The sequence below is a fragment of the Halalkalibaculum sp. DA3122 genome, assembly GCF_043951865.1.
In the GTDB taxonomy this organism is placed as follows: domain Bacteria; phylum Bacteroidota; class Rhodothermia; order Balneolales; family Balneolaceae; genus JAMQKA01.
Genome location: NZ_JBINJF010000021.1, coordinates 1 through 12804, shown reverse-complemented (window position 1 = coordinate 12804; position 12804 = coordinate 1). Strand labels below are relative to the sequence as shown.

Annotated in this window: 8 protein-coding genes; 2 read left to right on the top strand and 6 right to left on the bottom strand. The window is 47.4% G+C overall.

The window, feature by feature from the left end:
- The first annotated feature begins 715 nt into the window (after nt 1–715).
- Complete coding sequence (gene dnaB / locus ACG2F4_RS13550; protein ID WP_395261416.1) at nt 716–2260, top strand: replicative DNA helicase; 1545 nt, start codon at nt 716–718, stop codon at nt 2258–2260.
- Between the two features lie 391 nt (nt 2261–2651).
- Here the strand turns inward: dnaB and ACG2F4_RS13545 are convergent, their stop codons facing one another.
- The 6 genes from ACG2F4_RS13545 to ACG2F4_RS13520 form a co-directional block, all read right to left on the bottom strand.
- On the bottom strand, nt 2652–2834 hold the full coding sequence (locus tag ACG2F4_RS13545) for a PID-CTERM protein-sorting domain-containing protein (RefSeq protein ID WP_395261415.1): 183 nt from the start codon (nt 2832–2834) through the stop codon (nt 2652–2654).
- 667 nt (nt 2835–3501) lie between these two features.
- Nucleotides 3502–4587, bottom strand: coding sequence for an NAD-dependent epimerase (locus tag ACG2F4_RS13540; protein WP_395261414.1), 1086 nt, complete (start codon nt 4585–4587; stop codon nt 3502–3504).
- A 252-nt stretch (nt 4588–4839) separates the two neighbouring features.
- On the bottom strand, nt 4840–5277 hold the full coding sequence (locus ACG2F4_RS13535; protein WP_395261413.1) for a hypothetical protein: 438 nt from the start codon (nt 5275–5277) through the stop codon (nt 4840–4842).
- Nucleotides 5278–5475: 198 nt separating this feature from the next.
- Complete coding sequence (locus ACG2F4_RS13530) at nt 5476–7833, bottom strand: GumC family protein (RefSeq protein WP_395261412.1); 2358 nt, start codon at nt 7831–7833, stop codon at nt 5476–5478.
- Nucleotides 7834–7969: 136 nt separating this feature from the next.
- Nucleotides 7970–9643: a polysaccharide biosynthesis protein gene (locus tag ACG2F4_RS13525; protein WP_395261411.1), complete on the bottom strand. Its 1674-nt coding sequence runs from the start codon at nt 9641–9643 to the stop codon at nt 7970–7972.
- Nucleotides 9644–10419: 776 nt separating this feature from the next.
- Nucleotides 10420–11655, bottom strand: coding sequence for a DegT/DnrJ/EryC1/StrS family aminotransferase (locus ACG2F4_RS13520; protein ID WP_395261410.1), 1236 nt, complete (start codon nt 11653–11655; stop codon nt 10420–10422).
- A gap of 278 nt (nt 11656–11933) precedes the next feature.
- Here ACG2F4_RS13520 and ACG2F4_RS13515 point away from each other — a divergent pair, with 278 nt between their 5' ends.
- The gene (locus tag ACG2F4_RS13515) at nt 11934–12659 is read left to right on the top strand and encodes an outer membrane beta-barrel protein (RefSeq protein ID WP_395261409.1); all 726 of its coding nucleotides are present in this window, start codon (nt 11934–11936) and stop codon (nt 12657–12659) included.
- Nucleotides 12660–12804: the final 145 nt, after the last annotated feature.

Sequence of the window (12804 nt, the reverse complement as noted above, 5' to 3'; positions counted from 1 at the left end):
CGCCTGCCCTCTTCGAACTACAGCTGTTCGTCATCAGGTGAAAAAACTCGCAGGTTTGGTATAGGCCACTGCCCTGCCCGAAACCTGCCAGTTTTTTTGAACTACTGCCCGCTGCTATTTCTCAAATCCGCAGGGTTAAATGACACATAATGACAGCCAAATATTACACGTACTATCCTTGACCAAGGGAAAACCCTGCGGGTTTAGGAAGAGGCACTTCAACCTGTAGTCCAATACCACTGGCGCGAGCGTCCCGCTCGTGCGCCTCCCATTCCATTTACCACAGCAAAAACTCACTACCGTGCTCTATAGTTTTTTGATTCCGTTCCCTAATCTGTCGTTCCCGTATTCTCTTGTTTGGGCAGCTGCCTGTTCTCGTTCGCCTCATAGCCCGGTTTAAACGTAAGCGTGTCCGGCTGCCATCCATTGGAGGTATTTGTACCCAAAACCTGTGCTCCTGATAATTGCAGAAACGTTGATCAGGAATAATTTCCCATTATGTATCGAAAATACAATGCCGAATATGGGAGTTAATGATCCCTGAATTTTTACAAATTTCCCGGCATCAATGCTTTACTTAAGAGAGTCACTTTTGTTATTATAGATGATGCCGCACGAGACCCCAGCAGGCAGCGAAGCACACTTGCAGAGTGCTCATTGCTCTCGTACCAGTTTAAAAAAGATGCTTTAAAATTAAGCGCTGAATCAGCACGACATGGCTCCCAAACAAAACGGCTCAAATTACCAGAAAAAAAATCGATCAAATACCGATCTGCTTGAACAGGAAGGTCGCGTCCCCCCGCAGGCGGTTGAGGTGGAAGAGGCGGTCCTCGGCGCGATGCTCATTGAGCATGAAGCCGCCACGGTGGCGCTACAGATGCTGCGACCGGAGGATTTCTACAAGCCGGCCCACCAGCATATTTTTGAAGTCCTCCATGACCTGTATGAAAGGGACAATCCGCTGGATCTGCTGACCGTGGAAAATGAATTGCGGGACAAGGAAATGCTGGACAACATAGGCGGGGCTGGATATCTTTCCGAATTGACCCGCTCGGTGAGCTCGGCCGCCAATATCGATTACCACGCCCAGATTATTTCGGAGAAAGCCACCAAGCGAAATCTTATCCTCGGGTGCACCGATATCATTAAAGAGGCTTATGACAGCACATCGGACCCGTATGACGTACTTGACCGGGCGGAGCAGCGCATTTTTGATATTGCCAACCAAAAGCAGCGGGCACAGGCCACCCCGATCGGGGACGTGTTGAAAGACACCCTCTCCTACCTCGAAGATATCCGCGGCAAGCCGTCCGGGATTACGGGCGTTCCCAGTGGATTGGATATCGATGATTATACCGCCGGCTGGCAAAATGGTGATCTTGTCATTATTGCCGCCCGTCCCTCTATGGGAAAAACAGCGTTTGTGTTGACCGCGGCACGGAACGCCGCGCTCCACCAGGATGAAAACCTACAAACAAATGTCGCTTTCTTTAGTCTTGAAATGTCCGCACAGTCGCTCGTTCAACGATTCCTGACCATGGAGGCACGGATCAACGCGCAAACCGCCCGTTCCGGCCGACTGGAGGATGAGGAGTTCAAGCGGCTGATTGATGCGGCCGGCCGGCTGTTTACAGCCAATATTTTTGTAGACGACACGCCCGGGCTGAGTATTATGGAATTACGCACAAAGGCACGTCGCCTGAAAAGTGAGCACGATATAGGCATTGTCGTCGTCGACTACCTGCAGCTGATGACCACCAACAAAAAAGATCTGGGTACCCGGGAGCAGGAGATCGCTACAATCTCGCGAGGTTTGAAAGCCCTGGCGAAAGAACTGAATGTGCCCGTAATTGCCCTCTCCCAGCTAAGCCGGGCTGTAGAGCAGCGCGGGGGCGACAAGCGGCCGCAGCTCAGCGACCTCCGCGAATCGGGATCGATCGAGCAGGATGCCGACGTGGTTTGCTTCCTGTATCGTCCGGAGTACTATGGAATCAAAACCACTCCCGACGGGCAGTCTACTACCGGCCTTGCGGAAATCATCGTCGGCAAGCAGCGAAATGGTCCCACCGGCAGCGTAAGCTTGTACTTTGTTAAGGAATACGCCCGTTTCGAAAACCTGACTACCGCCTCTCCCGCACCGTTTGACGAAGAACACCAGGAGAATAGTTCCGGCAAAAACACAAACTCCAATTCCCCTTCTGGGGGAACCCCACCGATCGGCCACGACCCCGGACCGGATGAAGACGAAGCCCCTTTCTGATATCTGCGAAAAGGGAAGATTGCAAGACGATAAGTAATTTTACACGCTCATAATTTTCATTCGTCTCGTGACCTGCGTTTTACCTTCGATTAGCACCTTCGCCTTGCTGACAAACCAATTTTCTGGTGGCTTTAGGCTTCCTTTTAACAGGATAACTGTTTTGGGGCTTACACTTCATGCTTTTGTAAACCACTTGGGTCGTTGTAAAACATGGGATCTTTGCAGAAGCTACTGTTTTGTTGGGAGAGGGTTGTACCACCGACCTTATTGCCTTATAAACGGGAGTACAACTCCCTCAGAACGAGAAATTGAGGGTTTTGAAAAGCTCTCAAACATATAACTTTTAATGCTGTCCACCCAGAGAGCCTGTCGCAGGTGCCGGACCTCGGTACTACTTTTTGTCTTTTCCCGAAAGTTTTTTCAGTGCATATGCTCCCCCACCTGCGGCCAACGCCAGGAGTCCTCCGTCAATGGGAGCCTGGCTGGGCGGGCCTGGCAGGCCGGGTTGAGAATAGGTTATTTCAGGATAAACAAATAGAAGAGCCAATAGAATAAATGTACAGAGGTATTTCATGTTGTCTATTATTTTATAGGATTGTGTGCACCAAAAATTATCGCCGATAGCTCTGGATGGGGACTACCAACATTTAGGTGCTTGTAGATGATATTAGATTGTTAATTTTGTCAGACTAAGCGGTTATTTCCACGTAATTGCATTTATTAATTCCAATAACATTAGAATTTCTTAATATTTTAATGGATATAATAACGGGCTTTGAAAATTTTATAAAGCGCCTGTTACCCCTTAGAAAGGCATTAAAATACTATCAGAGCGTATACTTAATCTTGTAGATGACCTTTTATTTAATGAACAAACCATTATTTAGAAAGGAGTTACCCTTTTTTGCGACTCAAATATAAACAAAAATTAGAAAATTCCAATATTTTATATACGCTATTCAGCTTTGCTGATACTGGTTACCAGTTTTTGGAAGTGATTGTTATTTGGTATCCAATAACTAAACCGTTTCTTTGCTGCGTTCCCCGAAACGGTTCATAAATCCACAGGTTGGAAGGGAATTAATCTAATTTTATTTGGCAGCCCCAAAATCCGGAAAAATCCTTCATCTGCTTTAAAGGGAAAATCACCCACTCAACGTGCAACGGTACTTCTACGCAGCCATTTCCCCTTTGCCTTGCTAAAGAACTAATTTCTTGGTGAGATCCAGGCTGAATACCTCTTATTTTTGAGATATCGCCTTCATTTCGCCGGGTGAGATATAATAGGCTTTGTACCAGTCGATAAAGTTTTCAATCCCTTCCCGGATACCTACTTGGGGTTTAAAATCGATATATTCAAAAAGATCATCGACATCAGCCCATGTTTTTGGAACATCGCCCGGCTGCATGGGCAGCATATTCTTTTCAGCCTGCACTCCCAGCTGGCTTTCGATCTCATGAATAAAATCCATGAGTCTAACAGGACTGCTATTCCCTATATTAAATACCCGATATGGGGCAAAACTGGTAGAGGGATCCGGATTATCTCCACTCCAATCGGGATTAGGTGACGGGGGTTTGGGAATCAAACGGGTAATACTTTCTACAATATCATCAATATAGGTAAAGTCGCGTTCCATATTCCCGTAGTTGAATACCTTGATCGGCTCGTCGTTCAGCATCGCTTCAGCAAACAGGAACAGTGCCATGTCCGGTCGTCCCCACGGACCGTACACCGTAAAAAATCTCAGCCCGGTAGTGGGAATATTAAAGAGATTGGAATAGGTATGAGCCATCAGCTCATCGGCTTTTTTACTGGCGGCGTACAGACTCATCGGGTGGTCGACGTTGTCTTTTGTTGAAAACGGCATATTTGTATTGGCACCATAAACGGAGCTCGAAGACGCGTATATCAGGTGCTGCAGCGAGTGGTGCCGGGCCCCTTCCAATAAATTCAGGAAGCCGGTTATATTACTGCTGACATATCGATATGGATCTTTCAGGCTATAACGCACACCCGCCTGGGCCGCCAGGTTTATTACGATATCAAAACCCTCGTCGGCAAACAGGCTATCGATAACCCGCTTATTTTCCAGGTCCGTTTTAATAAAGCTCAGGTTTTCATTGGTACTGCTTGGAACGATAGCCTCCTCCGTAATGGATTCCCGGGGAATTCCCAATTGCTCCAGCCGGTCATACTTCAGGTCGGTTGAGTAATAGTCGTTGATGTTGTCAAGTCCCACTACCGTATATTCCTCTTTGATGAGTCGGCTTGTCAAATGATATCCAATAAATCCTGCGGCACCTGTCACTAATACTTTGTTCATTTTCTTTGGGCTTTAATTATTTATACTTGCCAATTAATACACTGACTACCGGGCCGGACAATTGCATCATGAGCCTTTGGCTGCCAGTGGTTTATCTCTCTTTAAAAATTCTATTTATCTCATCTGTCTCTGTCTCTCTGCCTGACCGGTTCGGAAACTGATCCGACCCCGCCCCTTCACAAACTTTTCCATTTCCAACACATACTCCCTTTCTTTTATGGCATCCCTCAGGCGAATGCGGCTGAAAAACTGTTACCGGTTGCCTCTCAGATTTTCAATCAGCAGTATTGAGGTGGCGACAACACTAATGGCCGGTGCAATTACATTCACATAATCGGTAAAAGATGGTTTTCTGGTGATCTGCAACGAAACGATATCATTATTCTGCAGGTCAAACTCATACATCTCAATCGGCTCCGGCTCTCGGTACTTGTATCGGAAAAATGCGACCCCAACCAATTTCTGCTCCTTGTTGTATCGAGATACCTTGACTTCAATTTGTGTTTTTGACCAGTCCAGGTTTGATTCTCGGCCTCTTATTTCAGTGTATCCGTAAGCAAAAGAGATCAGTTTGGGCAGGTTGGTCCCTTCCGGAACCAGGTAACGGCCCGCAGAACCGACATCGCCCCAAACATTAATAGAGTCAGCCAGTTGTCCCGGTTCTGCCACCCGGATGTACCTGTCGCTCATAAAATCCTGAATAGGCTGAGCGTGTAACAATACAGGCAAGAACATGCCAATAGCGGCAATTAGGATGTTACGAAGTAGATTGCTATACATAATGTTGTTGGGTTATAATAGGTTATTGCAAATGTTTATTTTTACCGTAACGGTCTGGGTGTAGATGATTGTAATTTCTTACAATAGAACCGGAACCGGGTCATCGTATTACTTTAGATAGCTTTCGTAATTGCTGTACAGGGCCTGGTAATATCCCTCGCCGTAGTAATGGCTGACCTCTTTCCGGTGGTTAAAATCATTCAGGACGATACCGCTTACGTTGGCCTGTATCCGGCCGAGCTCCTCGATTGTTCTCAGCAGCATTCCCTTGTTGGTTTTCCTGTGTTTGGCCACCACAATGGTGTTCTCGGCATCTTTCAACAGGGCGGTGGAATCACTGATAATCCCGAAGGGAGGCGTATCAATGATGATGACATCAAACGTATTCTCCATTTTTTTCAAAAATTGTTTGAAAGTCAGGCTGCTCCCGATGATCTCCGGCCGTTCCGCCTCTCTTCCGGCGGTTATCACTTTCAGTGATTCCAAATCGGTATCCTGAATCAGCTGAACCACGGGAATTTTTCCATTCAGGTAATCCGACAATCCCGCCTCGTCATTCAATCCGAAATATTTTCCAAGTCTAGGCCGGCGGAAATCAGCCCCGATGATCAGCGTTTTGTATCCCTCTTCGGCAAAGGCCACCCCCAAATTGGCGGCCACCGTTGATTTTCCATCTCCCTTCTCCGGGCTGGTTATGGCGATTGTTTTGGGCGGCGTATTCCCGTTCTGATAGGTAATATTGTTTTTCAGCCTCCTGATTGATTCTGCAATCAGGCTCGAACGATCTCTCAACATCACCATCTCTTTAGGGATGAGCCCCTCCCCGTTGGTAAATGACTTGCTGCTTTTTGAAGATAGTTTATCAAGCGATGGAATCACCGTCAGCGAGAGTGTGGGCAGGTAGGTTGTTCTAAGCTGTTCCACATCCTTGACCGTGTTATCCTTGAATTCCCTTACCGCGATGAATCCACCGGCGACAATTCCCCCGATCATCAGACCAAAAATTAAAAAGAGTTTTTTATTCGGACTAACCGGGAAGTATGGGTCCTGAGCCGGATCAATAATGCGGGCATACCCAAATTGGGACTGCTCCCAGATCGACATGTCCGCATACTGGCGGGAAACGTTGAGATATAGCTCTTCATTGATCCGGACGTCACGTTGAAGTTTTTCCAGCTCCATCATCCCCTCGGGAAGGGCCTTGAAATCGGAATCCATCTCTTCCTTGTTTTGCTGCAGGGCGGCACGCTGAGATTCCAGCTGATTTTTCTCTATCCTCAGGTCAATCAACCGCTCCTGTATTCCCGAAACCATTTCTGCCCTCACCTGGCTGTCCATTCCCATGAAGATGTCATTCTCGGTAAAAAGCTGCTCCGACATATCCTTTATTTCTGACTTCAGGCGTGCAATCTGTTTGTCCAGAAACTGAATACGAGACGGAAGCGGATCCCGCTCCAACACGTCCGGGTTATTGGCGACGATCAAGGTTCGCTCCCGCTCGTACTGGGCCAACTCTTCCTGCATGTTTCGTATTTTCGGTCCGATGGCCTCCGAAAACTGATCTGATAATCCCGGTTTTACATTCTCAAGCTGGTCTTCGTTGATCGTGATCGCCTGCTCAACATTTTTCAGCTCCAGGTTAACCCGCTGCAGTTCTGCTTCGGTTTCCGCCCGGCGGGCAACAATATTGGAAGCCTGCTGGTCCATCTTTACCATGCCGGTAGAATCCATATACCGCTCCAGCTTCTGTTCTGATGCCTCGAGTTGCGCCTTTAATTTTTCTCTCTCCTGTTTCAAAAATTCGGCCGTCTTTTCAGCAGCTATGCGGCTTTGGCGGGTTGAATTCTCGACATATCGCTCCATCACGAGGTTAATCACCTTGGCCGCCTCTCGGGGAGAGGTACTGGTAAAGGTGATTTGTACCACATCTGCATCGGTATCAACCTGCTGAAAGCTGATACCACTCATAATTCTGCTCGTAACATTGCCCAGGGAGGCTCTCGATATTTCGCCGGTTTCCTCATCTTCGGTCCACAACAGCGGGAACTCGTTGATATCCCCGGGATCTTCCTCTATTAACATTTTGGCGACCTGTTCCGTAAACTGCCTTGACTGCAGAACCTGCAACTCATTGATCAGTGTTGTTCTGGCTCCGAACCCGGTGGTACGGGAGATAATCTGCGAGAGCTCCTCGTTGGAGGCGTTGTCGGAGCGGATCAGCATGGTACCGGTACTTTCGTAGGTTGGGGTCAGTGTACCCGCATAGAACCACGCTCCTGCTCCCCCGGCTATCATGAAAAAGAGGATAAGCCACTTATATCGTAACAGCAGTGTTACTATTTTTTGGGGATCCAGGTTATCACTTCCCTGGTGTTCCGTCTCAAACGTGTAGTCAGGAATAAATTGATACCGGCCGTGCCCGTTGGTAATGCTGTTGTTATTCGGTTTTTGAAGTTCGTCGGACATTGTTTATACCTTTTGATAAAATTTTTCAGCTTGATGTGTGTAGACCACAATTTTATAATACCCGTATATTCTTATATAACAATTATATAGCCTTAATTATTATTTGTAGATGTTTCTATTTTTTTCTTCCTCGGAATCAGCCAATCATTACTGACCCGTCCGTATCCTCCACCTCCTCTTCCACCAAGGTGCTTTCGAATGAATAGGTGGGTACGATGCTCTTCAGCAGGTATCGGACCGCCTCCGGGTTTTCACTTCCAAGCAGGTTGAACAACTGGGAAATTTTTGATTCAAGCTCTTCCCTGGTCAGCTTTCTGCTGCAGATCGCTTTGAAAATCTCTTCGTGATCCGTTTCGATGACACCTTCTTCGGCATTCAGAAGTTCCTCAAACAATTTTTCGCCCGGACGGATACCGGTAAACTCGATTGAGATATCTTCATTGGGTTTGAGATTATGCAGCCGAATCAGGTCTTTGGCCATATCCAGGATTTTGACCGGCTCCCCCATATCGAGCACAAACACCTCGCCGCCTCTTCCCATGGAGCCCGCCTGCATCACCAAAAGCACGGCCTCCGGTATCGTCATAAAGTAGCGTTTCATTTTGGGATCGGTTACCGTCACGGGGCCTCCATTTTTAATCTGATCCATAAAAATCGGGATTACCGATCCCCTTGAACCCAGAACATTTCCAAACCGTACAGAAATAAATTTTGTGACACAGGTTCCGTTATAAGCCATGCAGATCTCTTCGGCCACGCGCTTTGTAGCTCCCATCACGTTGGTGGGATTGACCGCCTTGTCGGTCGATACCATCACAAACTTATCCACTTCATATTTACAAGCCAGGGAAGCAACAGTCCTTGTTCCACCCACGTTTACTTTTATTGCCTCTTCCGGGAAACTCTCCATCATGGGTACATGCTTGTATGCCGCCGCATGAAACACCACATCGGGCTGAAAGCGATCCAGTATCATGTCCATTTTTTGCTCGTCCGTAACGCTTGCCACGCAGGGTGTTACCTGAATTGCACTTCCCTTGAACTCATTTTGCAGATGGAACAATTCGGTTTCATCGACATCGAGAGCGATCAGTTTTCCCGGATTCAGATTCGCGCACTGGCGTACCAGCTCGCTACCGATTGAACCGCCGGCTCCTGTCACCAGCACCGATTTGCCCTGGATGCTGGCTTTGATCGATCCCATATCAATTTTTACCGGCTCTCTTCCCAGTATATCTTCAATACTGACATCACGTATATGTCGTACTCCTACCGGGTCATCCGTAAGGGAATGGAAAGAGGGAAGCACCTTGATATCCATGGACGGTCGTACAGCTTTAACCTCATCGATAATCTTCTTGAGTTCCCGTTTCGGGATTTCGGGCAGGGCCACGATGAGCAGATCAACCTGGTATGAGCGTATGTAGTCGATCATCTCCTCTTTGCCGCCCAGGATACGGACGCCGTGCAGCAACAACCCGGACATGACCCTATCGTCAAACATCGCCCGAACCGAGACGTCCCATTGGTCATTTTTGAGAATATCACGGAGAATCTGTTCTCCTTCGCACTCGGCGCCAAAAATAATGGCATGCTTGTTTTTCTGCTTATTGGTCGTGTGCAGCAGCTCGTAATACATCCGCTTGCTGATTCGAAATGCCCCTATAGTCAATATCGCGTTTATCAAAAACAGGGTGGTAAAGGCATATTCATAATTGGCCATCTCCCAGAAACTATTGGTAATGCCAAAAGCAGCCCCCCCGCCCAGTACAACTCCTACAATAATTCTGGACAAATCCCGCACACTCATATGACGCCAGTTTACCATATACATCCGGAAGAAAAACAACCCGGCCAAGATTGAACCTGTCAAAACAGCGGTAAGTGCAACAGGAAAGGGACGCGCCACATCAGTCAACGGGGAAAGCGTGATATAAGCCACCGTCGCAGAAAGTAGTAACGAAAATGTATCTCCTACTAAGAAAAATACACCTCTGGTAAATCTATTTAAGAACTTGTACTTTTTTTTATAAGATTCAATTTCCATCCAAACCTCTCTCTTCTCTTTTTCCAGGTAATAGGATTTATTTACTTGTTTGTTAGAAATAATAGCGTCTCTCTCAGAATCATAGATGAATTGTATGTTTTTGGGGTGATCCCAAGTGGAAATCACATATATCCATGTATGTTAGTACAAGAGTTGTGCCAACTCGATACCACTTTTGATAATTAAACTGCAGGGATTGGCGTAAAGGGACGTTTCGGAACAGATATGCCGTTTTTCCTTATCAAATACATAGCGAAAAAAAACAAGCATGTGAAATAGCGGGGCAAGTGTTACTGCAATCGAGTAATTTTTACTCACTTAGTCGCGTAAAAATTACCCGATCAAACAGGGTCTGCCCGAAGCGGGATTCAGGGCTGTTTCGGGCTCCCCATTTAGTCGCACGCTAGATGAATGTGAGGGGATCCTGTTGGGTTTTGTATTGAGGGGTGCTTTTTTAATACAACCGAAACAAACTGTGAATCTTTTTCAACCTGGCAGGAGGCTTTATGGTACAAACAATAGCATCCCCCTTCCAAGGTCTACTGTTCTGTTACCGCCGAGGATTGCAGTACACTGTTGATTACGGAAACAATCCTGCTGCGGTCTTCGTCACTGAGGTTGCTGCCCGAGGGCAGGCAGAGCCCATACTCAAATAGCTTGTCTGACACGCCCCTCCCGTAGTAGGGTGCTCCCCGGTACAGGGGCTGGCGGTGCATCGGTTTCCAGAGCGGGCGGCTTTCGATGTTTTGCTGCTCCAGTGCACGCCGGAGGTCGTCCCGGGTCTTGCCCCCCGTTTCTTCAGGATTTACAAGTATAGTTGTCAGCCATCGATTGCTTTTAACACGGGCCGGCTCCCTGAGAAAATAGATTCCGCTTTTAGAGGAGTTTTGCAGGTTGAAGAACAAATCATGGTTTTTACTGTTGAGCCACGAACCGTTAAGAGCATCGAAATAAAAATCGTGATTGGCCCGTCTTGCCGCAACGCGATCATCAAGGACAGACATTTGTCCCCGGCCAATACCGGCTACAATATTGCTCATCCGGTAGTTATAGCCCAACTGAGAGTGCTGGTAGTGTGGAGCCTCATCCCGCGCCTGGGTGGCCAGGAAACGCGCTTTTTCGATCTGCGCCTTGTCGTCTGACAGTAACGCGCCTCCGCCGGAAGTGGTTATAATCTTGTTCCCGTTAAAAGAGAGCACGGAAAAATGTCCAAAACTGCCACATTTTTGTCCGTTAACAGACGATCCAAGCGCTTCTGCCGCATCTTCAATTACGGGGATATCATACTTTTCGCCAATCTTCACGATCTGTTCGGTCTTTGCCGGCATGCCGTACAGGTGGACCAGCACAATGGCTTTCGGTTTGCCGCCCTGTTTTTTCCCTTGTCCATCTTTCGACAAGCGATCCAGGATGGCCTGTTCCAACAGTTCCGGGTCCATATTCCATGTCTCGGGCTCCGAATCTATAAACACCGGGGTGGCTCCCTGGTATCGAATCGGATTGGCAGAAGCTGCAAAGGTAAACGACTGGCAAATTACCTCGTCTCCCGGCGTTACTCCACACAGGATCAGCGCAAGATGGATTGCCGCAGTGCCGGAGGTCACAACTGCAGCGTGGTTCCGACCCGTGTATGACTGAAGGTCCTCCTCAAATCCGTTCACATTTTCCCCCAGCGGAGCAATCCAGTTTTTTTCAAATGCATCGTGAACGTAGTCAAGCTCTTCGCCGCCCATGTGGGGTGAAGAAAGGTAGATTCGGGGAGCAGAATAGTCCATAGTATCCGGTTTTACAATCTGATTTTAGTCTCTTCTGTTGATGAATTACAGCGCCCTGTAGCCAAGGCAGCACAATAATCCAATATTGGTATTTTCTACAACTAATACTGATTATATGTTTCTAATAATTATATAATTATCATACTTTTATTGCTAACTTTATTTAGATTAATCAGCACATTTACAGAAGTACCCTCTTGATTGAGGGGGTGACCCAGGGAAATTTTTAACACCCTCCCTGATAAATACAGAATAGTTCAATACAGTCAGGAGATTATATGAATAGTGTACGGTTATTATTTTCATCTGCAGCATTTTTTTTCGGCCTTTTTATATATTCTGGAACGACTACGGCTCAGTCGATACAGTTTGGGCTCAACGGGGGACTTAGCATGACCTCTCACATCGGCCAGTTTCATTTTCAGCAAGAGGATATCAATATGGAACTGGACCCTGTGATCCAGCTGGGATACCAGGCCGGGATTATTCTCAGGAAAAATTTTTCAGATTCATTCCGCCTGCAGGCTGAGCCTTCGCTTGTCATGCTGGGCGCCCGGTATGAAGAACCGTTTACATTACGGGGATTTGAATTCGAAACGGACAGTCGAACCGAGCTTCTGTACCTTCAACTGCCGCTCCTGCTGCAATTTTCGACTTCTCCCCCCTCGCAGGTAGTTTACGGGAATCCCTACCCCTACACCACTTTCCATTTTACCGGCGGAGTATTTGGCGGATACCTGCTGGACGCCAAGTTTACCGGTACCAATACCGGCGCAACAGTGGGAGTGCCTTTTGAAGGGGATTTTTCAAACAACATCACCTCCCAGTATTCCGAGTATGACGGGGGGGCGATCCTCGGAGTTGGCGTGGAACGGGGAAGCAGTAGCAAAATCGGGTTTGAAAGCCGTCTTATCTATTCCCTTGTCGATTCCGGAAATGCGCCCGACCTTTCCTTTGAACCCCGTAATTTCGCTGTCACTTTTTCCATCTACTACCTGTTTTAGCCCTTATTACCTCACGATAATTTTTGATGAAATTATGTACCCTAATGGCCGGCAGTATCTTACATCATATTTTACAGGCCATTGTATGTAACAGGGTGTAACGTGCCGCGCGATTTGCCCTCCAGCTGCGTTAAAGGGAAAATCG